Source organism: Cellulomonas sp. S1-8 (assembly GCF_026184235.1).
GTDB lineage: Bacteria > Actinomycetota > Actinomycetes > Actinomycetales > Cellulomonadaceae > Cellulomonas.
In genome coordinates, this window is sequence record NZ_CP110806.1 from 1,676,647 (window position 1) to 1,701,962 (window position 25,316).

Consider the following 25,316-nt stretch of genomic DNA (forward strand, 5'->3'; position numbering starts at 1 on the left):
TCGGGGTGACGGGGTCGGGGGACGGGGTCGGACGACGGGTCAGGCGGACGGGCGCGGCAGGCCCGCCGCGACGAGCGTGCCCACCTGCTCGACCGCCCACGGGTTCTGCAGCGACGTCGTGTCGCCGAGCGTCGAGCCCTCGACGAGCTGCGCGAGCAGCCTGCGCATGATCTTGCCCGACCGCGTCTTGGGCACCTCGGGGACGACCAGCACGTGGCGCGGCCGGGCCACCGGACCGATCGCGTGCGCGACGTGCGCGCGCAGCTCGTCCCGCAGCGCGTGGGTCGCGGCGAGCCACGCCTCGACGTCCTCCACGGGCCCCGGCGGTGTGCTCGGCACGACGAACGCCGCGATGGCCTGCCCGGTCACGGGGTCGGCGACGCCCGCGACACCGGCCTCGCCGACCGCGGGGTGCGCGACGAGCGCCGACTCCACCTCGATGGTCGACAGCCGGTGCCCGGAGACGTTGATGACGTCGTCGATGCGGCCGAGCAGCCAGATGTCGCGGTCCTCGTCGTACGACGCGCCGTCGCCGGCCAGGAAGTACGCTCCCGCGGGGCCGTGCCCGGCGAACCGGCGCCAGTACGCGTCGAGGTACCGCTGCGGGTCGCGCCACACCGTGCGCGCCATGCCCGGCCACGGCCGCTCGACGACGAGGAACCCGCCCTGCCCGGGCTGCACCTCGACGCCGTCGTCGCCGACGACCTTCGCGGCGATCCCGGGCAGCGGGCGCGTCGCCGAACCCGGCTTGAGGGTCGTGACGCCGGGGACGGGCGCGATCATCGCCGCACCCGTCTCGGACTGCCACCAGGTGTCGACGACCGGCACCTCGTCGCGCCCGAACGTGCGCCGGAACCACACCCACGCCTCGGGGTTGATGGCCTCGCCGACGGTGCCCAGCAACCGGATGCTCGACAGGTCGTGCTCGACGGGCAGCACGTCACCGAACCACGTCATGAAGGTCCGGATCAGCGTGGGCGCCGTGTAGTAGGTCGTGACGCCGTAGCGCTCGATGACCTCGAGGTGGCGCTCGCGGTGCGGCGTGTCGGGGGTGCCCTCGTAGATGACCTGCGTGAGGCCGTTCGCCAGCGGGCCGTAGATCTCGTAGGTGTGCGCCGTGACCCACGCGAGGTCGGCGGTGCACCAGTGCACGTCGTCGTCCTTGACGTCGAAGACGGCCCAGTGCGACCACGCGGCGTGCGTGAGGTACCCGCCGGAGGTGTGCACGAGCCCCTTGGGCTTGCCCGTGGTCCCCGAGGTGTAGATGACGAACAGCGGGTGCTCGGCGTCGAACGCCTGCGCCTCGTGGACGTCGGGCTGGGTGTCGACCACGTCGTGCCACCAGACGTCCCGGCCGGGCGTCCACGCGACGTCCTGGCCGGTGCGCCGCACGACGAGCACGTGCTCGACGTGGTCGAGCCCGGCCACGGCCTCGTCGGCGGCGGACTTCACCTCGACGGCCTGGCCGCGGCGGAACTGCCCGTCGCTCGTGACCAGGACCTTGGCCTCGGTGTCCTGGACACGGAACCGCACGGCCTCGGCCGAGAAGCCGCCGAACACCAGCGAGTGCACGGCGCCGAGGCGCGCGATCGCGAGCGTCACGACGACCGTCTCGGCGATCACCGGCAGGTACACCACGACGCGGTCGCCCGGGCCCACGCCGAGCGCCGTCAGCGCGTGCGCGGCCTGCGCGACCTCGCGCTGCAGCTGGGCGTACGTGATCGACCGACGGTCCCCGCGCTCGCCCTCGACGTGCAGCGCGACCTTGTCGCCGCGGCCGGCCGCGACGTGCCGGTCGACGCAGTTGACGGCGACGTTGAGGCGCCCGCCGACGAACCAGCGCGCCTCGGGGACGGTGAGCTCGTCGGGGTCGCCGCCCTCGACGGGGACGGGCGGGGACCACGTGTGGGCGGTGTGCCACGGCGTGTCCCACTCGAGGCGCCGCGCGGCGTCCTCCCAGAAGGCGACGGGGTCGGCCGCGGCGCGCGCCCAGTCCTCCGGGCGGACGTTGGACGTCGCCGCGAGGTGGGCCGGCGCCGGGTAGGTGCGGGTCTCGGACTGCAGGGTGTCGAGCGTGGTCACGCGAACCTCCGCAGCAGCTGCTTCTCGGCCAGCCCCAGGATCGAGTCGGTGAGCTTGCCGATGAGCGCGAGCAGGACGATCGCCAGCAGGATCCGGTCGACGCGACCGTTGTTCTGGGAGTCGACCAGCAGGAAGCCCAGGCCCATCGAGGAGGCGATCAGCTCGGCTGCGACGAGGAAGAGCCACGCCTGGGCGAGGGCCAGCCGCAGCCCGGACATCACGGAGGGCAGCACCGCGGGCAGCTGCACCGAGCGGAAGAGCGTGGCGCCACGCAGCCCGAACGCGCGTCCGGCCTCGACCAGGTGCGGGTCGACGTGCCGCAGCGCGGCGGCGACCGTCGAGTAGACGGGGAAGAACGCGCCGATCGCGATGAGCGTGATCTTGGAGTCCTCGCCGATCTGCATCCACAGGATGAGCAGCGGGACCCAGGCCAGCGAGGGGACGGCGCGCACGGCGGCGAGCGTCGGGGCGAGCAGGACGTCGCCGGCCCGGGACAGGCCCACGACCGCCGCGACCACGAGCGCGATCGCGCCACCGATCGCGAACCCGATGAGCACACGCTGGACCGAGATCGCGATGTGCGTGGCCAGCTCGCCCCGCTGGTGCAGGTCGACCCCGGCCTGCCACACCGCGGCCGGGCTGGGCAGCTGGTACGCCGGGACGAGACCAGCGCCGGTCACGTACTGCCACGCGGCGAGCAGCAGCAGGGGCAGCAGCGCCCCACCGACGACCCGCGTGGCGCGCCGCGACCAGAACGACGACGCCGCCGCGCGCGACGGGCCGGTGTCGAACGGGTTCAGCGCGCGCAGGGGTCGGCCGTCGGCGTCGGTCACGGGACCGGTGCCGGGTGAGCCGGGCACGACGACGAGGTCGGCTCCGGCGGGTGCTCCGTCGGTCATGGGCGGTCTCTCCTGGGGGCGGGGAGGGAGGGTGCGGGGGCGGCGCCCCGCCGCGCGGGCGGCGGGGCGCCGGTGGATCAGCCGGCGACGTTCGCGGCGTCCGCCTGCTCGGCGAACGTCGGCTCGAACAGCTCGGCGAGGGCCTTGTCGATCGTCGCCTGGTCCGTGACGTCGCCGGACTCGACGAAGATCGGGCCGACGACCTCGAGGACCTCGCGCTGCGCGTCGCCGGGGACGGGGTCGACACCCAGGTTGGTGCGCTCGACGATGACCTTCTCGGCGACCGCGGGGTCGATGCCCGCGACCTCGGCGAGGATCGCGACGACCTCCTCGGGGTTCTCCTGCGCCCAGGCGCGCGCCTTCTCGTACGCGTCGACGACGAGCTGCGCCAGGTCGGGGCTCGCGTCGAGGAAGTCCTGCGTCGCGTTGAGGAAGCCGTAGGTGTTGAAGTCGATGTTGCGGTAGACGAGCTCGAGGCCGGACTCGGCCTCGCCCGCGGCCATGATCGGGTCGAGGCCCGACCACGCGGCCACGGAGCCCTGCTCGAGGGCCGTGCGGCCGTCGGCGTGCTGCAGGTTCTGCACCTCGACGTCCGCGAGCGGGACGCCGGCCTCCTCGAGGGACTGCAGGAGGAAGAAGTACGGGTCGGTGCCCTTGGTCGCGGCCACGGACTTGCCCGCCAGGTCCGCGACGGACGTGATGTCCGAGCCGGCGGGCACGACGATCGCGGCCCACTCGGGCTGGGAGTAGATGCCGATCGTGTGGATCGGCGAGCCGTTGGAGCGGGCGAGCAGCGCGGCCGAGCCGGCCGTCGAGCCCACGTCGATCGCACCGGCCCGCAGCGCCTCGTTGGCCTTGTTCGACCCGGCGGACTGCACCCAGGTGACGGTGACGTCGTCGCCGAGGGTCTCCTCGAGCCAGCCCTGGTCCTTGATGACCAGGCTCAGCGGGTTGTACGTCGCGAAGTCGAGCTCGAGCGTGTCGGCGCTCCACTCGACGGCGCCGTCGGCGGTGCCGGTGGGCTCGGCGGCCTCGGGCTCGGCGTCCTCACCGGCGACGCAGCCGGTCAGCGCCAGGGCGGTCACGAGGGCCAGCGCGGTGGCGGAGACGGCGGTGCGGATCGTCATCGTCGGTTCTCTCATCTCAGGGGGGAGGGGCCTGCGGCCCGGGGGTGGGGACGGGCGCGGGGGTGCGCCGGCGTGCGGACGGGTCAGATGGAGTGGTGCAGGTCGGGGTCGGCGGGCGCGGCGTGGTGCGTCGCGACACCCAGGCCCTCGAGCAGCTCGGCGCGCAGCTCGGCGAGCTGGTGGTCGGCACGGTCGCGCGGCCGGGCGCCCGGCACGTCGATGACGCGCGCGACCGTCGGCGTGCCCTCGGGACACCGCGCGAGGTTGCGCAGCAGCAGGACGCGGTCGGCGAGGTACAGGGCCTCCTCGACGTCGTGCGTCACGAGCAGCACGGTCGTCGGCTCGGCGGCGCGCACGTCGAGCAGCAGGTCCTGCATGCGCAGGCGGGTCAGGGCGTCGAGCGCGCCGAACGGCTCGTCGAGCAGCAGGACGCCGGGGTTGCGGGCCAGCGCCCGGGCCAGCGCCGTGCGCTGCGCCATGCCCCCGCTGACCTGGCGCGGGCGCAGGCCGGCGGACTCCTCGAGGCCGACCAGGTGCAGCAGCTCGGCGACGCGCGCGCGGCCGGCCTGCTTCTCGGTGCCGGGCGGCAGTCCGAGCGCGACGTTCGCGGTCAGGGTCCGCCACGGCAGCAGGCGCGGCTCCTGGAACGCCATCGCCGTGCGCCGGTCGACACCGGTGACGGGCGTGCCGTCGAGCAGGATGCGCCCGGAGTCCGGGGTGTCCAGGCCGCTGACCTGCCGCAGGAGGGTGGACTTGCCGCAGCCGGACGGGCCGACGAGCGCGACGATCTCGCCTGCTCGCAGCTCGATGTCGACGGCGTGCAGCACGGTGCGCGTGCCGGTGGGCGTCGGGAAGGTGCGCCGCACGGCGTCGAGCGTGACCGTGTGGGCGCGGCGGTCGAGCGTGGGGTCCTGCGTCATGGGGGACGTCCGGGGGTTCAGGCGCGGGCGTCCGGCGTGCCGGGCGGCCACGGGGGCGGGCACCGGCGGGGCGACCCGGGGGAGGGTCGGCGTGTGCTGGGGGTCAGCGGGGGCCGGTGCGGGGCTGCATCGAGCAGCACGGGCAACAGCGGCAGGCGGGGGAGGCGACGGGCAGGCGGCGTGCGGTCATGGTCGCGGGCCTCCCGTCGTGTCGCTCGCGGCCCGGCTGTTCTCACGATGTGAGACTCGGTGACCACGCTTCGAGCAGACTGTAGCGGTACGTGCCGCGTCCCGGCAACGCGCGTCAGCCGTCCGGGGTGATCTCCCCGACGATCCAGTCCGCGTAGCCCTCGCGGCCGCCGCCCTCGCGCAGGTGGATGCCGTCGTCGTAGAACCAGGTCGGGTTGGCCTCGGCGCCCGACTTCCAGTCGAGCAGGTGCGCGTGCCCGTACTCCGGCACCACGCGCCCGAACAGCTCGTTGTCGTACTGCTCCCACGCCCGCGGCACCCGAACGTTGACCACGAACACCCGTCGGTCACCGGTGGCGTCGAGCAGCCGGCGCAGGTCCGCCTCGTCGATCGGCCCGTTGGTGCCACCGTGCACCACCACCGTGTGACCGAGCGTGCCGGCGGCGGCCGCACCGAGCACGAGGTCGACCATCTCGGTGAACTGCCGCGAGACGGCCGCGTCGACCGGGACGCCGCGCGCCGCGAGCTCGGCCGCCGCCCCGAGCATCACCGAGTCCCCGTACGCCGAGACGGTCCCGACCACCTCGACCGGCGAGGGTGCCGGCGCCGGGCTGCGGTCCTGCTGCGGGACCGCGGAGCCGATCGCGTCCGGTCCCCGCGACGGAGTCGTGGACGGGCTGACGGCCGCCCCTGCGAGGGCGTCCTGCGTCGCACCGGCCGGCGCCTCGAGCGGTCCGGCCGGCGTCCGCGCCACACCGACGCCCACCAGCACGACGACCGTCAGGACGCCCACCGTGGCGGCGCCCGTCCGCAGCGCGAGCACCGCCCGACCGGGTCCCAGCTGCCGCAGCCGCACCGCGAGCCGACGCAGCGCGCCGCGCCGCACGGGGGTCTCGACCCAGCGGTACGACGCCTCGGCCAGCAGCAGCGTCACGCCCACGCGCACGAGCGGGGACGCCCAGCCGGGCAGCGCCAGGTCCTGGTCCGGACGCGTCAGCATGAGGACCGGCCAGTGCCACAGGTAGATCCCGTACGACCGCTCGCCCAGCCAGCGCAGCGGCGGGCACGCGAGCGCGCGGCCGAGCAGCCCCGCGGGGTCGGCGGCGGCGCCCACGAGCACGATCGCGAGGCCGGCGAACGCGAGGAAGCCGCCGCGGTACAGCGCACCCGAGAACTCGTCGACCAGCACCACGCACGCGACGACGCCCGCGAGCGCGGCCACCCCGAGCACGTCGGTGACGCCGGCCTCGAACCGGCGCACGGGGTCTCCCCGCTCGCTCGCCCAGGTGCCCGCGCGGCGCCACGTGCGCCACGGCTGCCAGACGGTCGCCGCCGCCACCCCCAGCAGCAGGCTCATGGCGTGGGTGTCGGTGCCGACGTACACGCGGGTGGCGTCGTGCGGGACGGGGATGCCGCCGCGGGCGGCGAGCACGCCCATCGCGACGGTGGAGGCGACGGCCAGGCCGGCGGCGACCTGCCCGAGCCGGGCCCGCCCCGCACGCAGCACCAGCAGCGCCGCCAGCGGCATGACGAGGTAGAACTGCGCCTCGACCGCCAGGGTCCAGAGGTGCTGCAGCAGGGGCGGACGTCCGGTGAGCTCGAAGTACGAGCGGTCCGCGACGACCTGCCACCAGTTCGACGTGTAGGTCGCCGCCGCGACGAGGTCGCCCCGCAGCGCGGGCAGCGCGTCCCGGACGACGAGCCCCGCGGCGCCGACCGCGACGAGCAGCACGAGCAGCGCGGGGACGAGCCGGCGGACGCGGCGCGCGAGGTAGCGCCCGGCGCGGAACCGTCCCGTCGCCTCGACCTCGTCGAGCACCAGCGTCGCGACGAGGAACCCGGACAGGACGAAGAACACGTCGACGCCGAGGAACCCGCCGCGCGCCCACGGCACGCCCAGGTGGTAGAGCAGCACCGCGACGACGGCGAGCGCGCGGACCCCGTCCAGGCCGCGCAGGTGGGGCAGGGGGGTCGGGCGCGCGGCTGCGGGAGGCGTGCTGTGCGCGGTGCGTGGCCGCGGGTACGCGACGACCTGCTCGACGACTGCCATGCGACCCCTTGCGGACGTGCTCCGTGCTGCTCGACGCGCCCCCGTCCCGTCGCGTCGAAGGGCTCAGGCTAGGGCCGTTCGGGCGCCGAGCCGTCCAGGGGTCCGCCGTCCGGTCCAGGATCACCCAGCATCGCGGCGATCTGCGGCAGGGCGCGCGGGTCTGCCTGGGCGAGCACGGTCGTCACCGCGGTGGCGCGCCACGCGGGCAGCTGGGCGCGCACGTCGTCCTGCGTGCCGACGAGGGCGATGTCGCGCACGAGCTCGGTCGGGACCGCCGCGGTGGCGCGTGCCCGGTCGCCGGCCAGGTAGTGCGCCTGGATCTCGTCGCAGGCCTCCGCGTAGCCGAGCCGGTCCAGCACGTCCCGGTGGAAGTTCGCGCCCTTGGCGCCCATGCCGCCGGCGTACAGCGCGACGAACGGCCGCACGACGTCGGCGGCGGACTCGACGTCGTCGCCCAGCACCACGGGGACCGTCGCGACGACCTCGAACTCCTCGGGCGGCCGGAGGGTCGCGGCCCGGCGCGCGAAGCCGTCGGCGAGCAGCTCGCGGTACGTCGCGTCCATGCGCGGGGAGTAGAACAGCGGCAGCCAGCCGTCGGCGATCTCGGCGGTCATCGCGACGTTGCGCGGCCCCTCGGCGGCCAGGTGGATCGGCAGGTCGGCGCGCAGGGGGTGCACGGTCGAGCGCAGTGCCTTGCCCAGGCCCGCGCCCTCGTCGGCGGGCAGCGGCAGGCGGTAGAACGCGCCGTCGTACGTCACCGGGGCCTCGCGGGCGAGGACCTGGCGCACGACGTCGACGTACTCCCGCGTCCGCGCCAGCGGACGCGGGTAGGGCTGCCCGTACCAGCCCTCGACGACCTGGGGGCCGGACGCACCCAGCCCGAGGACGAAGCGCCCGCCGGACAGGTGGTCGAGCGTGAGAGCCGCCATCGCCGTGGCCGTCGGGGTCCGGGCCGAGATCTGGGCGATCGCCGTCCCGAGGCGCACGCGCCGAGTGCTCGCACCCCACCAGGCCAGCGGCGTCAGGGCGTCGGACCCGTAGGCCTCGGCGGTCCAGACGGAGTCGAGGCCGAGGTCGTCGGCCGCGCGCACGGCCTGCGCGGCCCCCGGCGGGGGTCCGGCCGACCAGTAGCCCGTGTGGTACCCGAGGCGCATGCGCTGCTCCTTGTCGTCGCCGTCGACGTGCGCCCGACGGCGCCCCGGTGACGTTACCGGGCGGTAGCGCCCCCGCGGGCGCGGTCCGCCAGGGTGTTGAGCAGGGCGGCGCCGGTCGCGGCGTCGTCGACGGTCACGACGTGCACCCGCCCGCCGGTGCGCTCGACCTCGATGCCCTCGCCCTTGCGCAGCACGAACCCGACGCGCCCGCCCTGCCCGACCCGGTACCCCCATCCGCCGAACTCCCCGAACGGGTCGATCTGCGTGACGCGGGCAGCGACGACCTCGTCGAGCGGGACGCGGACGCTCGGCCGGCCCAGGGGCGAGCGCGCGACCAGCCCACGGGCGTCGACGCTCACCCGCAGCACGAGCATCGAGGCGAGCAGCAGCCCCAGGCCCGCCGCGAGGATCAGCAACGCAGGGACCTGCAGCACGATCGCCAGGACCACGACGACGAGCACGGCCCCGCCGCCGACCCACGCGCCGACCGGGCTGGTCACGGACCGCGTCCAGGCCGCACGCTCCTCCGGCGCGAGCGCCGTGCGCGGGGCCGTGGGGTCGACCGGAGCGGTGCTCGGCATCGGAACGTCACGCGGCACGACGAGCGCGGCAAGGGTCCCCGCGAGGATGCCACCCCCGAACGCCCACGCCACGACGTCGTTGATCCCCGGGGCGTCGGCCGCGTCGGCGAGGTCGAGCTGCACCGCGAGCGAGCCCAGGACGACGACGGACATCAGCACGGCCAGGCCGGTCGAGAACCCGGCGGCCAGGCGACGCGTGGACGCGTCCCGGCCCGCCCAGAACGCCAGGGCCCACATGCCGAGCGCGAACAGCGGCGCGAAGAGCAGGGGGATCGCGACGGCGTCCTTCAGCGAGCCGAAGGCGTCGGGTCCCTGGGAGCCGGACCAGTGCACGGCCAGCGGGTCGGGCAGGCGCGGGGTCCAGCTCACCGCGACGACCACGGTCGTGGCGATCACGAGCAGCGGGACCACGAGCGTCGTGACCGTGGTGGCGAGCCGGTGCGGCGGCGTCGGGCGGGTGGTGGTCATCGCAGGGCCTCCTGGACGAGGGCGGTCACGGTCGCCGGGGCGACGTGCAGTCGGCGGGCGGTCGCGGCGAGCGCCTCGACCGCGGTGTGCAGGTCGGTCAGGTCCGGGGCGGCGTGGCCCGTGACGACGGCGCCGCGGCCGCGGCGCAGCTCGATCAGACCCTCGTCGCGCAGCTCCTGGTAGGCGTGCAGCACGGTGTGCAGGTTGACCTCGAGCGACGTCGCGAGGTCACGGGCCGACGGCAGGCGCTCGCCGGCGTGCAGGTCGCCGTGGGCGACCGCGGTGCGGACCTGCGCCGCGAGCTGCGTGTACAGCGGGTCGTCCGACGTCGGGTCGATGCGGAAGAGCATGCCGTCAGTCTAGTAGTTACACAACAACTAGAACAACTCTGCGCCGACCCGGCCGCCCTGCGCCGACCCGACCGATGTGGCGGGGTGGCCCCGGCCTCGTCAGATGTAGATCGCGGGGTCGTCGACCTCGACGTCGAACGGCACGGCCGCGCTGCGGCGCCGGATGGTCGCGGGCACGCCCACGGCGATCGCGCCCGTGGGCACGTCGGCGATGACGACCGCGTTGGCGCCGATCTGCGCGTCGTTGCCCACCCAGACCGGACCGAGGATCTTGGCGCCGGCACCGACGACGACACGGTCACCGAGCGTGGGGTGGCGCTTGCCCCGCTTCATCGAGCGCCCGCCGAGCGTCGCGCCGTGGAACAGCACGACGTCGTCGCCGACCTCGGCCGTCTCGCCGATGACGACGCCCATGCCGTGGTCGATGAACAGCCGCTCACCGAGCCGGGCGCCGGGGTGGATCTCGACGCCCGTCGCCGCGCGGGCGGCCTGCGAGACGAGGCGCGCGGCCAGCCGCAGCGGCGGGACCTGCCACATGCGGTGCGCCAGCCGGTACACCCAGATCGCGTGCACCCCGGGGTACGCCAACGCCACCTCGAGCAGGGAGCGTGCGGCGGGGTCGTGCTGGTGGGCCGACTCGAGGTCGCCGCGCAGCGTGCGCAGGAAGTCGTGCAGGGGGCGCATGGCGGGCTCCGGACGAGGCGGTGGGAAGGGGGTGCCCGCCGGGTGCGGGCGGGGGGCCCGGTCGTCGTCGGTGAGGACGACGACCGGGCCGGGCCGCTCAGTCGAGCAGGTCGGCGTAGAGCACCGAGGTCAGGTAGCGCTCACCGAACGACGGGATGATCACGACGATGAGCTTGCCCGCGTTCTCGGGGCGGTGGGCCAGCAGGGTCGCGGCGTGCAGGGCCGCACCGGAGGAGATGCCGACGAGCAGGCCCTCCTCGCGCGCCGCGCGCCGCGCGACGGCGACGGCGGTCTCGGCGTCCACGTCGATGACCTCGTCGTAGACGCTCGTGTCGAGGATCTCGGGGACGAAGTTCGCGCCGATGCCCTGGATCTTGTGCGGGCCGGGCGCGCCGCCGTTGAGGATGGGGGACTCCGCCGGCTCGACCGCGACGATCTGCACGCCGGGCTTGCGCTCCTTGAGCACCTGGCCGACGCCCGTGATGGTGCCGCCGGTGCCGATGCCGGCGACCAGGATGTCGATCTCGCCGTCGGTGTCCGCCCAGATCTCCTCGGCCGTCGTCCGGCGGTGGATCTCCGGGTTGGCCTCGTTGGCGAACTGGCGGGCGAGGATCGCGCCGGGCCGCTCCGCGACGATCTCGTTGGAGCGGTTGACCGCGCCCTTCATGCCCTCGGAGCCCGGCGTGAGGATGAGCTCGGCGCCGAACGCGCGCAGCAGCGCGCGCCGCTCCTTCGACATCGTCTCCGGCATCGTCAGGACGACCTTGTAGCCGCGCGCGGCCCCGACGAAAGCCAGCGCGATGCCCGTGTTGCCGCTGGTGGCCTCGACGATCGTGCCACCGGGCTTCAGGTCGCCGGACTTCTCGGCCGCGTCGATGATCGCGACGCCGATGCGGTCCTTCACCGAGCTGGCGGGGTTGTAGAACTCCAGCTTGCCGACGACCTGGGCGGGGGCGCCGTCGGTGATCTTGTTGATGCGGACGAGCGGGGTGTTGCCGATGAGCGCGGTCGCGTCCTCGTAGATGCGTGCCATGGTTCCTCTTCGGTCGGTGCCGTGCCCCGTCGGGGCCGGCAGGTGCGGGGGATCTGCGATGGGGAGCGCCTCAGGACGACGCAGGTGGAGCCAGGGAGGCGTGCGGCGACCCCTCCGGGGCGAGCGCTGGCGCGGGGTGCACCCGCAGGGGTGCGCGCACGACGTGCGTGCGGGAGCGGCCAGCGCTCTACCGACAGCGACAACAGGTGCACGCCACGCAGGCGCGCGGGACGGGGGCAACGGCGGCGGTGGGCACGCGCATCGCTCTCCTCGTCCTGGGCCAGCCGTACGGCGGGCCGGTGGCACGGGAGCACTCCCGTGGTGGTGCCGACGCTAGCGTCAACACACCGGCGCGCGCAAAGGTTCCCGTGAGACGGACGTCCCGCGATGCGGACGGCACGGCAGGCGCGGTGCGCTCGTCCGGTCCGCCCCGTCGCGGTCCGGGTGCGCCCGTGGCACGACCTCCGCGCGGGACCGTCCTCCCGTCGGCGGACTCCCGACCTGCCGGTCGCGCCTTAGCGTCGCACCGTGACCCTGTACCGGAGGCCCTCCGAGCTCGCGCTCGTGGCGCTCGTCGTGCTCGCAACGGCCGCGTGCGGGCCGTCGGGTGGGACGCCGACCGACGACCGGCCCGCCGGCGAGCAGCGTTCGGGACGCCCAGCGTCCCCAACGCTGCACGCGACGGACGACGCGAGCACCGGCCCCACGTCACGCGCGCTGGGCGGCGGCACGATCGGCGTCGGGTGCGAGGAGATGCTCGGCTTCGTCGGCACCGGCACGCCCCTGCCGGGCGAGCCGACGTGCACGCGGTCGGACGGCATCGACACGGCGTACGGCGCCGTGCTGACGGCGTCGCGCGACGAGATCGCCGCCTGGCTCGCCACGGTGGCCCCGGACGCCGTCCTCGGCGACGCGTGCCCGCCTGACGAGCAGGCGTGCGTGCAGGTCCCGCACGCGCCGCACCACCCGGGCGACTGGCACTACCTCGACGTCGTGGTGCGCGGGACCGGCGCGGACGCCGCCGTGACGGTGACGGCCATGACGGTCTGAGCGCTGCCGTCGACGGGACGGTCGGCCGTGATCGCGCCGGTAGGCTGAGCGCGTGCCGTCGGCCCTGCCGGCCGTGCGCGGGGTGTGGCGCAGGTTGGTAGCGCGTCCGCTTTGGGAGCGGAAGGTCGTGGGTTCGAATCCCGCCACCCCGACCGTGTGAGGACGCAGGCCGCCGCCGGAGGCGGTCAGGTTCGAAGAAGCGCCGCCGCGGCCGCGGTTCCTAGCATCGGTGACGTCCACGAGGACCGATCCGAGGAGCGTCATGACCGGCACCGAGCAGTCCGGGACGAGCGGCCGCTTCACCGCCCAGGAGCGCGCGGCGATGAAGGAGCGTGCCGCCGAGCTGCGGGCGCAGGCGAAGCAGGGTGGCAAGGGCTCCAAGGCCGCCAAGCAGGAGGCCGAGGTCCTGGCGACGATCGCGGCGATGCCCGACGCCGACCGCGCGCTCGCCGAGCGGGTCCACGCGATCGTCCAGGAGCACGCGCCTGACCTGGCGCCGCGCACCTGGTACGGCCAGCCCGCCTACGCCAAGGGCGACAAGGTCGTCTGCTTCTTCCAGGCGGCGTCCAAGTACGACACCCTCTTCTGCACCCTGGGCTTCAACGACGTCGCCGAGCTGGAGGACGGCCCGATGTGGGCCACGTCGTACTCGCTCACGGCCATCACCCCGGAGGCGGAGCAGACGATCGCGAACCTGATCCGCCGCGCAGCAGGCTGAGCGCCCCCGGGCTGAGGGCCCCGAGGAAGTGGTCACACACGCGACCACTTCCCGACCCCGGCGGTCCAGGTGTGACCACTCTTGCGTCCCGCGGTGGGGGGACGGGGGCGCCGTGGAGCTTGAGCAGGGTGCTGATGGTTGTCGACCAGCCGAGGTGCTCGGCGCGGGAGCGGGCCGCGTCGCGTGCTGCCGGACCGGCGCCCACCAGGTCCACGACGCGGGCGGCGAACTCGCGGGGGTGCGACGCCGGCACCCCCAGCGCGGCGACGGCGGACCCGCGTGCCGCGACGACCGGCGTGCCGCACGCCAGCGACTCCAGCGCCGCCAGCCCGAACGTCTCCAGCGGGCCGGGTGCCAGCGTCACGTCGGCGTCGGCGAGCGTGCGCGCGACCAGCCGCCGGTCCTCGACGTGGCCCAGGAACGTCACGGGCAGGTCCCGGGCGGCGCGCGCCAGCCGCGACGCCTCCGGGCCGTCGCCCAGCACGACGAGCCGCGCGTCCACACCGTCCGCGCGCAGCAGGCCGAGCGTCGCGACGGCCGCGCCGGGCGCCTTCTCCGGTGACAGCCGGCTGCACAGCGCGAGCACGACGCCCCGCTCGCCGACTGCGCGCGTCCGCAGCGACGGGTGGAACGCGTCGAGGTCGACGCCGAGCGGCACCCGCGTGGTCGGGATGCCGATGCGGTCGAACTCCTGCGCGCCGAACGGGGTCGTGACGACGACGCGGTCGAACGCGGCGGCCCAGCGGCGGTTCGTGACGTCGGCCAGGGCGCGGGCCGACGCCTCGGGCAGCCGGCCCAGGCTGTGCGCGAGCCCGTCGAGCCGCTCGTGCGCGAACAGCGCGCTCGGGACCCCGCGCTCGCGCGCCCACGCCCCGACGTGCCGCAGGGTGAACCGGTCGGACACCTCGACGCGGTCGGGTGCGAGCCGGTCGAGCGTGCGGCGCACGGCCGCGGTGTCGAGCAGCACCCGGTAGCCGGCGGTGCCGGGGACGTGGAGGCCCGGCAGCCGGACGCGGGTGCCCCAGTGCTCCTCGTCGACGCCACCCGACGAGGCGGGTGCGACGAGGGTGAACCGGTGCCCGTGCGCGCGGTAGCCCGCGCCGAGCGCGTGCACCATGGTCCGTACACCGCCCGAGGCGGGTGCGTACGCGTTGGTCAGGTGGACGACGTGCACGCCGCGCTCAGCCAACCTGCGCCGCGGAGCGGTGCCCGGCCACCGCCGTCGCGTAGTACGAGAGCAGCTGTTCTCCCACGACCTGCCAGGTGCGGCCCTCGACCTGTCGGCGTCCGGCCGCGCCCATGGCCCGGCGCTTCGCCGCGTCCCCGGCCAGGTCGGCGACGGCGTCCCGCAGCGCCGCGAGGTCGCCCGGCGGGTACAGCCAGCCGGTGCGGCTCGGGTCGACGAGCTCGGCGACGGCGCCCGCCCCGACGGCCACCAGCGGGACGCCCGCGGCGAGGGCCTCCTGGGCGGACTGGCAGAACGTCTCGTGCGGGCCGGTCTGCACGGCCACGTCGAGGCTCGCCACCACACGGGACAGGGCGTCGCCCGTGACCTGGCCCAGGAACACCGCGCGCGGCAGGGCGCGCCGCAGGTCCGCGGCCTGGGGCCCGTCGCCTACGACGACGACCCGCACGCCCGGCACGTCCTGCAGCACGGCCAGGTCCTCGACCTGCTTCTCGGCGGCCAGCCGGCCCACGAACCCGACGAGCGCCTCGCCGCCGGGCGCGATCCGCCGGCGCCACGCCTCGTCGCGGTGCAGCGGGTTGAAGCGCACGGTGTCGACGCCCCGCGGCCACACCGCCACGCGCGGCACGTCGTGCGCCGCCAGCGCCCGCGCCGACGTCAGCGACGGTGCGAGCGTCAGGTCGACCTGCTCGTGGATCGTGCGCACGACGCGCCACGCGGTGTCGGTGGCCGCGCCCAGGCCGTAGCGGCCCGCGTACCCGGCGACGTCCGTCTGGTAGACCGCCACGGTCGGCAGGTCGAGCGACGCGGCGGCCCGGACCGCCGGACGGCCCGTCGCGAAGGGTGAGGCGAGGTGCACGACGTCGGGTGCGAACGCGGCGAGCTCGCGCGCGACCGTCCGCGTGGAGGGCACCGCGACCCGCACCTCCGCGTAGCCCGGCAGCGGCACTGAGCGCAGCGGCACGACCCGCGCACCGTGCACCCGCGACGGCGGGTCGCCGGGTGCCAGCACGAGTGCCTCGTGCCCCGCGGCCTGCAGCTGCTCCAGCGTCCGGACCACGGAGTTGGTGACGCCGTTGACGTGGGGGAGGAACGACTCGGTGACGATGGCGACGCGCACGCCGCGTAGCCCACCAGGCGCGGAGGACGGGCGGTCGACGCGTGGGCGGCGGGATGGTGTCGGCTAGACGGACACGTCGCGCTGCGTCGTCCGGCGCACGATCGGGACGACGGCCCTCAGACGGAGCTCGACGGCCCGCCGGCCCGGCGGGCGCGCTCCTGCTCGAGGCCGTCGAGGACCAGCCCGAGGGTGAAGACGAACTCGGCCCTCGTGTCGCACCCGCTCAGCGCTCCGTCGGTCTCGTGCACGACGGCGGCCGCCAGGCGAGCCAGGTGGGGCATCTGGGCGGCGATCACGGCCATCGTCGCCTCGTCCGGGGGTTCCGCGCCGCCGTCGGGCTCGAACAGCTCGGTGCTGAAGCCGAAGAGCATGGAGCCCAGCGCGTGGACCGCGCGGTGCGCGAGGTCGTCGTCGAAGCCGGCCGACGCCAGCGTGGCCAGCAGGTGCTCGTACAGCACCCAGGCGGACGGTGGCATCTGCGTGCTGCTCGTCAGCACCGACGGGCCCCACGGGTGCTGCAGCAGGACCTCCCGGGCCATCAGGCAGCGCTCGCGCACGGTCTCGATCCAGGTCGACGCCGTGACCTGCACCGACACCTCGACCACGAGGCCGACGACCCGGTCGGTCAGCGCGGCCAGGAGCGCGTCCTTGCCCGGCACGTGGTGGTAGAGCGACATCGCCTCGCAGTGCAGCGCCGTCGCGACCCGACGCATCGTGACGGCCTCGAGCCCTTCGTCGTCCGCGAGCGACATCGCGACGTCGACGATCAGCTCGCGGCTCAGCCGCTCACGGACCACGCGCCTCGCCATCGGCGCCTCCCTTGCGTCAGCAAATTCTTACACAGTACGATTTTCTTACAAGCTAAGGCCGGCCGATCCGGCCCTGCCCCAGTATCCTGGAGGACCCCCGTGACCACGCTCGCGACGCCGGCTACGTCATCCGCGCCCCCCCGACCCCGCAGGCTCGCGCCGCGCACGGTCGTCAGCTCGCTGTGGTTGTTCGCGGTGCTGTGCTACCTGTACTGCGACGTCCTCGGCTTCTACTGGGCCGAGCACCTCGAGGAGGTCCTGGCCGGCAGCATCGGCGGTGTCGAGATCACCCAGGGGTTCCTTCTCGTGTCAGCCGTGCTGATGACGATCCCGATCTCGCTGGTGCTGATCACGCGGATCGCTCCGCACCGGGTCGCGCGGTGGGGGACCGTCGCCGGCGGCGCCGTGATGACCGCCGCCCAGGTTGCGTCCCTCTCCGTCGGGGACGTCACGCTCCACTACGTCTACTTCTCGGTGATCGAGATCGCGACCACGGCGTTCCTGGTGCTCTACGCACTGCAACGGTGGCGGACCGACGACGAGCTGTCGACGGGTGCCGCCGCCTGAGTCGGTCACGATCCGAGAAGCCTGACGGCGGGCAGGTCCCTAGCGTGGGTGCCACACCCATGACGGACCGAGGAGCACCCATGAGCGCGAAGTCGACGACCGGCAGCACCGACACCTTCAGCGCCGAGGAGCGCGCCGCGATGAAGGAGCGGGCCGCAGAGCTCAAGGCGCAGGCGCGGCGCGGGACCGCGGCTGCAAAGGCGGCCGAGGCGGAGGCGCAGGTGCTAGTGAAGATCGCCGAGCTGCCCGACGCCGACCGCGTCATCGCCGAGCGCGTCCACGCGATCGTCCGCGAGGTGGCGCCCGACCTGGCACCCCGCACCTGGTACGGCATGCCGGCGTACGCGAAGGACGGCAAGGTGCTGTGCTTCCTCAAGCCCGCGGGCAAGTTCGAGTCCCGCTACTCGACCCTGGGCTTCGAGGACCCGGCGGCGCTCGACGACGGCTCGATGTGGCCGACGTCGTACGCGTTGACCGGTGTGACGCCCGAGGTCGAGGCGACGATCGCCGACCTCGTGCGGCGCGCAGCAGGCTGAGCGTCGGACCGGCGCAGGTGGCGCCCGCGGTGAGGGAGGGTGTTCCGGAAAGGGTGTGACCTGATGAGATCGTCACATCTGCGCGGTCGGCCACCCCACACGTGTCACGCCCACCACATGGGCTGCCTGACCTGGGGTCGCGACTCCGCCGGCATGACCGTCGGACGGGTGGGTGCCAGCGCCGTCGCTCCGCCGGAAGGGTGACGCACTGGCGACACGCTCCGGAGGGCGTCCCCCGACCGTAGGGTTCTGCGCATGTGGGACAAGAAGCTGCTCGGCGACGTCGAACGTTGGGTCAAGGCGGGCGACCTCGACGGGGCGTGCGAACGCCTCGCCGACATGCTCCACGACACCGGCATCGACGGATTCACTCGGGCTGCGCGCGACGGGTTCACCAACGAGCCCGACGAGGTTCGGCGCTGGTTGCAGCGGTGCGCCGGCCTTCTGACCGAGAGCGAAGGCGAGTACCCAGCCCTCTACACAGAGATGAACGGGTACACCATCAATCCGGACCACTGGCACGCCGGGTTGGATGCGTGGTCGTCACCGATCAACGACTTCGAGACGCTGGACGACGGGCCGGCGGACATTCCATTGCACTACCGGGAGGATCTGACGTTGCGCGGCTGGGCGTCCATGCAGGGGTCGTTCGAGCGTTACTACGGCGGCGACCACGCGCCCAGGTCCGCTGAGGTCGAGGCTGCGACGAACATCGCCGACCTGCTCGTCCACGTCACGTTCCTGCGCCTGATCCGAGACGCGTGGCTGACCGGTCCGATCGACGGCATCTCGGTGCCGCTGGCGGTCACCACGCACGACTCCGAGCTCGGGATCGTGTTGCAGCCCTTGGTGTGACGGGCCCCGGATGCCCGCGACCTCGCGCCCGTGCTCACCGAGATGGTGGTGCTGCGTCCTGGACGTCGGGACGGAGCGCTCTCTGGGCTCGTGGGTTCGAGTGCGTTCGGACCCGGACGTGGGCTCCACGACGACCAGGCCGAGGTGCAGCACAGCCGCCCAGGCCGTGCGCTCGCGTATCGGTAGGCCGGGTATCTCAACGGTGTCGGCGGACAGAGACTGACGAGCGGTTGGTCGGCGCAGTCGTTCCGGACGGAGCGTCCACTGCCACGGAGTTCTCAGACGACCTTCGGAGGCATCGAGGCTGCCGTGACCGCAACCACACGGAGGCACGAGAACCTGAACCACCCTGAGAGGGGAGCGGACGACGGGAATCGAACCCGCGTAGCCAGTTTGGAAGACTGGGGCTCTACCATTGAGCTACGTCCGCGCGCCCGCCCGGCCGGTGTCGACCGCGGGGCGCAGCAAGGGTACCGGGTGATGAGGCGTGAGGCCGCTTTGGCGGTCGGCGCGGCTCGTGGCGTAGCATCGAGGGTCGCGCGTACGCGCCCTCGGGTGCTCGCACGTCGCCCCACCGTGGCAGGTCCACGGGAAGGTCACGACGTCGCCCGGGCCGCAGCGTGCAGTGCCCCACAGCGCCTGCAGATCGACCCAGAGCGTGCAGATCGAAGCGAGCCACCTCGTCGGATCCTCCGGCGCCCGGCCATGACCAAGTGGAGACCACTGAAGTGAAGAGCGCCGTCGAGACCCTGGACCCGACCAAGGTCAAGCTGTCCGTCGAGGTGACGTACGACGAGCTCAAGCCGAGCATCGAACACGCCTACCAGCACATCGCCGAGCAGGTGACGGTGCCGGGCTTCCGCAAGGGCAAGGTCCCGCCGCGCATCATCGACCAGCGCGTGGGCCGCCCGGCCGTCATCGAGCACGCCGTCAACGAGGGCCTGTCGACCTTCTACGCCGAGGCCGTCCGCGAGAACAAGCTGCGCCCCATGGGCCAGCCCGAGGTCGAGGTGACGAAGGTCCCCGGCCTGGTCCCCGCCGACGCCGAGGGTGAGCTGCACTTCACGGCCGAGGTCGAGGTCCGCCCCGAGATCACGCTGCCGGACCTCGACGCCCTGAGCGTCACCGTCGACGACGTCGAGGTCGCGGACGAGGACGTCGACGCGCGCCTCGACGCGCTGCGCGAGCGCTTCGGCTCCCTCGTCGGCGTCGACCGTCCCGCCGAGTCGGGTGACTTCGTCGTCATCGACCTCGTCGCGACGATCGGTGACGACCAGGTCGACCAGGTCTCCGGCACCAGCTACCAGATCGGCTCGGGCAACATGCTCGAAGGCCTCGACGAGGCGCTGACGGGCCTGTCGTCCGGCGAGACGACGACGTTCGAGACCGAGCTCGTCGGCGGCGACCGCAAGGGCGAGAAGGCGCAGGTCACCGTCACGGCCACCGGCGTCAAGGAGCGTCAGCTGCCCGAGGTCGACGACGAGTTCGCGCAGCTCGCGAGCGAGTTCGACACGATCGACGAGCTCAAGGCGGACCTGCGCGAGCAGGCCGGCAAGATCAAGGCGTCGAACCAGGCCGTGCAGGCGCGCGACCTGCTGGTCGAGAAGCTGACGGCCGAGACCGAGATCCCCGTGCCGAGCGGCGTCGTCGAGGCCGAGGTGCACCGCCACCTCGAGTCCGAGGGCCGCCTCGAGGACGACGAGCACCGCGTCGAGGTCACCGAGCAGGCCCAGACCGCGCTGCGCAACCAGATCCTGCTCGACACCCTCGCCGAGCAGCTCGACATCAAGGTGAGCCAGAGCGAGCTGCTCGACTACCTCGTGAGCGCGTCGCGGCAGTACGGCATGGACCCCAACACGTTCATCACGACCCTCGACCAGCAGGGGCAGATCCCCGCCATGGTCGCCGAGGTCGCGCGGTCCAAGGCGCTCGCCGTCTCGCTGCGCCGGGTCGCGGTCGTCGACGGCTCCGGTGCGTCGGTCGACCTGTCGGAGTTCATCGGCACCGACGAGGAGGACTCCGAGCTCGAGCAGGCCGAGGCGCCCTCGGGCGACGCCGCCACCGACGTGTCGTCCGTCATCTTCGGCGACGACAGCGCCGACGAGAAGGCCTGACGCGACGACCCTCTCGCCGCACGTGACGACGGCCCCGCGCGCCCGTACCGGGAGCGCGGGGCCGTCCGCGTCGCCGCTGCGGGCCGTCCGGGCGCACCGGCTGCGCCGACAGCGAAACGGCGCGTCGGCGGGACATGGCCGGGCGCGCTCGGGCGTTAGGGTCGCTGCAACGCGCGGCCGGACGACGCCCCTCGCAAGGGCTCGACCCGGCCGTGCACGTAGGACGTAGCCAGACGAGGGAGCCTTCGTGAACGAGCAGGTGCCGGCCCTGGCCCGGGCAGATTCTCCGGGCCTCGGCCTGAACGATTCCATCTACAACCGACTGCTCCGCGAGCGGATCATCTGGCTCGGCTCGGAGGTCCGCGACGAGAACGCCAACGCCATCTGCGCGCAGATGATGCTGCTGGCCGCGGAGGACCCGGACAAGGACATCTGGCTGTACATCAACTCGCCCGGCGGGTCGATCACGGCCGGCATGGCGATCTACGACACGATGCAGTACATCAAGCCGGACGTCGCGACGATCGCGATGGGCATGGCGGCGTCGATGGGGCAGTTCCTGCTCTCCTCGGGCACCAAGGGCAAGCGGTACGCCACGCCCCACGCCCGCGTGATGATGCACCAGCCGTCGGGCGGCATCGGCGGCACGGCGACCGACGTGCGCATCAACGCCCAGCTGATCCTGCACATGAAGAAGGTGCTCGCCGAGCTGATCGCCGAGCAGACGGGCAAGAGCGTCGAGCAGATCAACGCCGACTCGGACCGCGACCGCTGGTTCACGGCCCCCGAGGCCCTCGAGTACGGCTTCATCGACAACGTGGTGACCAGCAGCCACTCGGTCGCCGGTGGCGGCGGGACCGCGGCCTGACGGCCGGGCGACGCAGAGAACCAGGAGAACTTCGTGAGCATGGAATCCCAGTTCATGGCCGCAGCCGGCCGCCTGGCCGGCGGCACGGCACCCGCCTCGCCGTCCGGTCGCTACGTGCTGCCGCAGTTCGAGGAGCGCACCGCCTACGGCTTCAAGCGCCAGGACCCGTACACCAAGCTGTTCGAGGACCGCATCATCTTCCTCGGCGTGCAGGTCGACGACGCCTCGGCCGATGACGTCATGGCGCAGCTGCTCGTCCTGGAGTCCACGGACCCCGACCGCGACATCACGCTGTACATCAACTCGCCCGGCGGCTCGTTCACCGCGCTGACGGCGATCTACGACACGATGCAGTACATCAAGCCGCACATCCAGACCGTCTGCCTCGGGCAGGCGGCCTCGGCGGCGGCCATCCTGCTCGCGGCCGGCTCGCCCGGCAAGCGTCTGGCGCTGCCGAACGCGCGCGTGCTGATCCACCAGCCCGCGATGGAGGGCGGCGGCTACGCGCAGGCGTCCGACATCGAGATCCAGGCGAACGAGCTCATCCGCATCCGCGAGTGGCTCGAGGCGGCGCTCTCGCAGCACACGGGTCGGCCGATCGAGCAGGTGCGCCAGGACATCGAGCGCGACAAGATCCTCACCGCGGCCCAGGCCAAGGACTACGGGATCGTCGACCAGGTGCTCGAGAGCCGCAAGGGTGTCCACCCCGCGGTGGTCCAGCCCGCCTGACGCTGTGACCGCGGCATGACCTCCGGTTCCGTCGTTCGCGACGGGACCGGGGGTCATGCGTGGGTCACGGCTGGGCCATCCGTGCGAACCGGGACGCATCGGACGGCGTGTCACCCCCGACACGCCGCGACCCGCCCGACGGGTTCGGCTGACAGGTGGCCCTAGGTGGTGTGCAATGGGGGAACGTGACTCGCGGACTGCGAGGTCACGACGACGGCGCAACCGCATCGACCGCGGTGGGCGACACGAAGGAAGGGGACGCACGTGGCGCGGATCGGGGACGGTGCGGACCTTCTCAAGTGCTCGTTCTGCGGGAAGTCCCAGAAGCAGGTCAAGAAGCTCATCGCCGGGCCAGGGGTCTACATCTGCGACGAGTGCATCGACCTGTGCAACGAGATCATCGAGGAGGAGCTCGCCGAGGCGACCGAGGTCGGCATGGTCGATCTGCCGAAGCCGAAGGAGATCTTCGAGTTCCTCGAGCAGTACATCGTCGGCCAGGAGTCCGCGAAGCGGTCGCTCTCGGTCGCGGTCTACAACCACTACAAGCGCATCCAGGCCGGCGAGAGCTCCCGTGCCGTCGCCGGCGAGGAAGCCGTCGAGATCGCCAAGTCGAACATCCTGCTGATCGGCCCGACGGGCTGCGGCAAGACGTACCTGGCCCAGACGCTCGCGAAGATGCTCAACGTCCCGTTCGCGATCGCGGACGCCACGGCCCTCACCGAGGCGGGCTACGTCGGCGAGGACGTCGAGAACATCCTCCTCAAGCTCATCCAGTCGGCCGACTACGACGTCAAGAAGGCCGAGACGGGCATCATCTACATCGACGAGATCGACAAGATCGCCCGCAAGAGCGAGAACCCGTCGATCACCCGCGACGTGTCGGGCGAGGGCGTGCAGCAGGCGCTGCTGAAGATCCTCGAGGGCACGACCGCGTCGGTGCCCCCGCAAGGCGGGCGCAAGCACCCGCACCAGGAGTTCATCCAGATCGACACGACCAACGTGCTGTTCATCGTCGCCGGGGCCTTCGCCGGCCTCGACGAGATCATCACGTCACGGGCCGGTCGCCGCGGCATCGGCTTCGGGTCCCCGCTGCACTCGGCCGACGACATCGACGTCTACGACGAGGTCATGCCGGAGGACCTGCTGAAGTTCGGCCTGATCCCCGAGTTCATCGGCCGCGTGCCGATCATCACGACCGTCTCGCCGCTGGACCGGATGGCGCTCGTGCGCATCCTCACCGAACCGCGCAACGCCCTCGTCAAGCAGTACCAGCGCATGTTCCAGATCGACGGCGTCGACCTGGAGTTCGAGCAGGACGCCATCGAGGCGATCGCCGAGCAGGCGCTGCTGCGGGGGACGGGCGCGCGCGGGTTGCGGGCGATCCTCGAGGAGGTCCTGCAGCAGGTGATGTTCGAGGTCCCGTCGCGCGACGACGTCGCCCGCGTCGTCATCTCGCGCGCCGTCGTGCTGGACAACGTCAACCCGACCCTGGTCCCGCGCGACGCGTCGCGCGACAAGCGCACGCCGCGCGAGAAGAGCGCGTGAACGATCAGGGACGCGTCGTGCCGGCCGAGCTTGCGCGGCTGCGCGGCAGCATCGACAACGTCGACGCCGCGCTCATCCACATCCTCGCCGAGCGGTTCAAGGCCACGCAGCGGGTCGGTGTCCTCAAGGCGGAGCTCGGGCTGCCCGCGTCGGACCCGGGCCGCGAGGCGCAGCAGGTCGCGCGCCTGCGGCGGCTCGCCCACGAGGCCGAGCTCGACCCCGTGTTCGCCGAGAAGTTCCTGGCGTTCATCGTCGCCGAGGTGATCCGTCACCACGAGGACATCGCGCAGGGGCACGCCCACCGGACCTGACGGACGCCCGTCCGGCTCTTCCTCACCCCCTGCGCCCGTTGGCGGACCCCGGTGCGGTGACCCAAGGTAGGAGGGTCAGCCCCGGTGGGACGCACCGGTCGTGCGGTCGCCGGGGACCTGCCCGCAGGAGGAGACCCCATGCACCTGCACTGGCTCACGCCGCTGCTCGGACGTCCCGGACCGTTCGTCACGGTCTACCTCGATGCGTCGCCGGGTGAGGTGGCGGGGGAGTCGGGCACGGCCGACCGCTGGCGGTCCGTCCGCCGCGGCCTCGAGCGTGACGGCGTGCCGACCGACCTGCTCGACGAGATCGCCGAGCACGTGGCGCGGCCCGACGGGCGACGCGACCCCCACGGCCGTGTGATCGTCGCCGACTCGGGGGGTGTCGTCGTGGACCGCGTGCTGGGACCGGCGCCGGTCCAGTCGCGTGGCGTGTACGGGTCCGTGCCCGCGCTCTCGCAGGTCGTGCGGGCGTCCGAGGAGGGCGTCTGCTACCTGCTCGTCGCCGTCGACAGGACGGGCGCCGACCTGCGCTGGGTCGACACCGACGAGGTCGACGGGGACGCGCCCGCGGTCGAGACCGTGGACGGCGGGCACGACGACGTGCACAAGGTCCGGGAGGGCGGCCTGGCGCGCCGGGGACAGACCCGCGCGGAGGACTCGTGGCAGCGCAACTCCGAGGCCGTGGCGGCCGTCGTCGACCGCCGCGTGCGCGAGAAGGTGCCCGGGATGGTGCTGCTCACGGGCGACCTGCGGGCCGTCGCGCTGGTCAAGGAGGCGCTGGGCCAGCACGTGCGCGACGTGCTGGTCGAGGTGCCGGGCGGCGGACGCGGTGACGGTGTGCGTCAGGAGGCGTTCGCGGCACGGGTGACCGAGGTGGTCGCGGCCCACCGGCTGCACCGGCGCACGGCGCAGGTCGAGCGCTACCGCGAGGCCCAGGGCCGCGGCGAGGGCGCGGTGACGGGTGTCGACGACGTGGTCGAGGTGCTGCGTCGTGGCCAGGTCGACGAGCTCGTCGTCTCCGCCGACGCGCTCGACCGGGGCCTGGCCGACCGGTCGCTGTGGGTGGGCCCGGAGCCGCTGCAGGTCGCCACGACCGTCGGCGAGCTGGCCGCGATGGGCGTCGCGGACGGGGACTCGCGCAGCCTGCCGGCAGACGTCGCGCTGGTGCGGGCGGTGCTCGGTCAGGACGCCGGGTTCACGTGCGTCCAGGACGGCGACGTGGAGCTGGTCGACGGCATCGGTGCGGTGCTGCGCTGGGCGGACGTCTCCACCCCCAGCGAGTCGGTGCTGACGCAGTCGGCAGACAGCCACCGGCTGCGCGCGCCCGGCTGACGCGCCCCGGGACGGTGACCGTGCCCGGGCCGTGGG

Annotated in this window: 24 protein-coding genes and 2 tRNA genes; 12 read left to right on the plus strand and 14 right to left on the minus strand. The window is 73.5% G+C overall.

What is annotated here, in order from left to right; genetic code table 11:
- Positions 1-39 precede the first annotated feature (39 nt).
- From acs to cysK, 10 genes are all read right to left on the minus strand, one after another.
- The gene (gene acs, locus OKX07_RS07485; RefSeq protein ID WP_265631200.1) at positions 40-2,082 is read right to left on the minus strand and encodes an acetate--CoA ligase; all 2,043 of its coding nucleotides are present in this window, start codon (positions 2,080-2,082) and stop codon (positions 40-42) included.
- The gene (locus OKX07_RS07490; RefSeq protein ID WP_265631201.1) at positions 2,079-2,981 is read right to left on the minus strand and encodes an ABC transporter permease; all 903 of its coding nucleotides are present in this window, start codon (positions 2,979-2,981) and stop codon (positions 2,079-2,081) included. Before OKX07_RS07490 ends, acs begins: the two co-directional genes overlap by 4 nt.
- A 77-nt stretch (positions 2,982-3,058) precedes the next feature.
- Positions 3,059-4,108 (minus strand): aliphatic sulfonate ABC transporter substrate-binding protein, encoded by a 1,050-nt coding sequence (locus OKX07_RS07495; protein WP_265631202.1) that lies wholly within the window; start codon positions 4,106-4,108, stop codon positions 3,059-3,061.
- 83 nt (positions 4,109-4,191) lie between these two features.
- Complete coding sequence (locus OKX07_RS07500; RefSeq protein ID WP_265631203.1) at positions 4,192-5,028, minus strand: ABC transporter ATP-binding protein; 837 nt, start codon at positions 5,026-5,028, stop codon at positions 4,192-4,194.
- A gap of 304 nt (positions 5,029-5,332) precedes the next feature.
- Entirely contained in the window at positions 5,333-7,267 is a 1,935-nt protein-coding gene (locus tag OKX07_RS07505; RefSeq protein ID WP_265631204.1) for an acyltransferase family protein, read from the minus strand.
- 68 nt (positions 7,268-7,335) lie between these two features.
- Positions 7,336-8,421: an LLM class F420-dependent oxidoreductase gene (locus OKX07_RS07510; RefSeq protein ID WP_265631205.1), complete on the minus strand. Its 1,086-nt coding sequence runs from the start codon at positions 8,419-8,421 to the stop codon at positions 7,336-7,338.
- A gap of 53 nt (positions 8,422-8,474) precedes the next feature.
- On the minus strand, positions 8,475-9,470 hold the full coding sequence (locus tag OKX07_RS07515; RefSeq protein ID WP_265631206.1) for a DUF1648 domain-containing protein: 996 nt from the start codon (positions 9,468-9,470) through the stop codon (positions 8,475-8,477).
- Positions 9,467-9,820 carry a GntR family transcriptional regulator gene (locus OKX07_RS07520; protein ID WP_265631207.1) on the minus strand — a complete coding sequence of 118 codons (354 nt, stop codon included), beginning with the start codon at positions 9,818-9,820 and terminating at the stop codon, positions 9,467-9,469. Before OKX07_RS07520 ends, OKX07_RS07515 begins: the two co-directional genes overlap by 4 nt.
- Before the next feature lie 99 nt (positions 9,821-9,919).
- Positions 9,920-10,504 carry a serine O-acetyltransferase EpsC gene (epsC, locus tag OKX07_RS07525; RefSeq protein ID WP_265631208.1) on the minus strand — a complete coding sequence of 195 codons (585 nt, stop codon included), beginning with the start codon at positions 10,502-10,504 and terminating at the stop codon, positions 9,920-9,922.
- 97 nt (positions 10,505-10,601) lie between these two features.
- Positions 10,602-11,537, minus strand: coding sequence for a cysteine synthase A (gene cysK / locus OKX07_RS07530; RefSeq protein ID WP_265631209.1), 936 nt, complete (start codon positions 11,535-11,537; stop codon positions 10,602-10,604).
- A 528-nt stretch (positions 11,538-12,065) separates the two neighbouring features.
- Between cysK and OKX07_RS07535 the strand changes: the two genes are divergently transcribed.
- The 3 genes from OKX07_RS07535 to OKX07_RS07545 all read left to right on the plus strand — a co-directional run bounded on the left by OKX07_RS07535 (position 12,066) and on the right by OKX07_RS07545 (position 13,305).
- The gene (locus OKX07_RS07535; RefSeq protein ID WP_265631210.1) at positions 12,066-12,587 is read left to right on the plus strand and encodes a hypothetical protein; all 522 of its coding nucleotides are present in this window, start codon (positions 12,066-12,068) and stop codon (positions 12,585-12,587) included.
- 78 nt (positions 12,588-12,665) lie between these two features.
- Positions 12,666-12,739: transfer RNA gene (locus OKX07_RS07540), tRNA-Pro, on the plus strand.
- A gap of 110 nt (positions 12,740-12,849) precedes the next feature.
- Positions 12,850-13,305: an iron chaperone gene (locus OKX07_RS07545; protein WP_265631211.1), complete on the plus strand. Its 456-nt coding sequence runs from the start codon at positions 12,850-12,852 to the stop codon at positions 13,303-13,305.
- Here the strand turns inward: OKX07_RS07545 and OKX07_RS07550 are convergent.
- The 3 genes from OKX07_RS07550 to OKX07_RS07560 form a co-directional block, all read right to left on the minus strand.
- Positions 13,250-14,479, minus strand: coding sequence for a glycosyltransferase (locus OKX07_RS07550; RefSeq protein ID WP_265631212.1), 1,230 nt, complete (start codon positions 14,477-14,479; stop codon positions 13,250-13,252). The two genes, OKX07_RS07545 and OKX07_RS07550, sit on opposite strands and share 56 nt — an antisense overlap.
- Positions 14,480-14,486: 7 nt before the next feature.
- Positions 14,487-15,611, minus strand: coding sequence for a glycosyltransferase family 4 protein (locus tag OKX07_RS07555; RefSeq protein ID WP_265631213.1), 1,125 nt, complete (start codon positions 15,609-15,611; stop codon positions 14,487-14,489).
- Between the two features lie 116 nt (positions 15,612-15,727).
- Positions 15,728-16,420, minus strand: coding sequence for a TetR/AcrR family transcriptional regulator (locus OKX07_RS07560; RefSeq protein WP_265631214.1), 693 nt, complete (start codon positions 16,418-16,420; stop codon positions 15,728-15,730).
- 99 nt (positions 16,421-16,519) lie between these two features.
- On the opposite strand from OKX07_RS07560, the gene OKX07_RS07565 reads away from it, so the two are divergent.
- From OKX07_RS07565 to OKX07_RS07575, 3 genes are all read left to right on the plus strand, one after another.
- Positions 16,520-16,987, plus strand: coding sequence for a DUF6326 family protein (locus OKX07_RS07565; protein WP_265631215.1), 468 nt, complete (start codon positions 16,520-16,522; stop codon positions 16,985-16,987).
- Positions 16,988-17,067: 80 nt separating this feature from the next.
- Complete coding sequence (locus OKX07_RS07570; protein ID WP_265631216.1) at positions 17,068-17,523, plus strand: iron chaperone; 456 nt, start codon at positions 17,068-17,070, stop codon at positions 17,521-17,523.
- 255 nt (positions 17,524-17,778) lie between these two features.
- Entirely contained in the window at positions 17,779-18,378 is a 600-nt protein-coding gene (locus tag OKX07_RS07575) for a hypothetical protein (protein ID WP_265631217.1), read from the plus strand.
- A 359-nt stretch (positions 18,379-18,737) separates the two neighbouring features.
- Here OKX07_RS07575 and OKX07_RS07580 read toward each other — a convergent pair.
- Positions 18,738-18,808, minus strand: a tRNA-Gly gene (locus OKX07_RS07580).
- A gap of 298 nt (positions 18,809-19,106) precedes the next feature.
- Here OKX07_RS07580 and tig point away from each other — a divergent pair.
- The 6 genes from tig (at position 19,107) to OKX07_RS07610 (ending at position 25,280) form a co-directional block, all read left to right on the plus strand.
- Positions 19,107-20,492, plus strand: coding sequence for a trigger factor (gene tig, locus OKX07_RS07585; protein WP_265631851.1), 1,386 nt, complete (start codon positions 19,107-19,109; stop codon positions 20,490-20,492).
- 247 nt (positions 20,493-20,739) lie between these two features.
- Entirely contained in the window at positions 20,740-21,360 is a 621-nt protein-coding gene (locus tag OKX07_RS07590; protein WP_265631218.1) for an ATP-dependent Clp protease proteolytic subunit, read from the plus strand.
- 33 nt (positions 21,361-21,393) lie between these two features.
- A complete protein-coding gene (locus OKX07_RS07595) occupies positions 21,394-22,089 on the plus strand; it encodes an ATP-dependent Clp protease proteolytic subunit (protein WP_322746832.1) in 696 nt (231 codons plus the stop codon).
- A 264-nt stretch (positions 22,090-22,353) separates the two neighbouring features.
- On the plus strand, positions 22,354-23,634 hold the full coding sequence (gene clpX, locus OKX07_RS07600) for an ATP-dependent Clp protease ATP-binding subunit ClpX (protein ID WP_265631219.1): 1,281 nt from the start codon (positions 22,354-22,356) through the stop codon (positions 23,632-23,634).
- Positions 23,631-23,945: a chorismate mutase gene (locus OKX07_RS07605; protein WP_265631220.1), complete on the plus strand. Its 315-nt coding sequence runs from the start codon at positions 23,631-23,633 to the stop codon at positions 23,943-23,945. Before clpX ends, OKX07_RS07605 begins: the two co-directional genes overlap by 4 nt.
- A gap of 138 nt (positions 23,946-24,083) precedes the next feature.
- Complete coding sequence (locus OKX07_RS07610; protein WP_265631221.1) at positions 24,084-25,280, plus strand: hypothetical protein; 1,197 nt, start codon at positions 24,084-24,086, stop codon at positions 25,278-25,280.
- Positions 25,281-25,316: the final 36 nt, after the last annotated feature.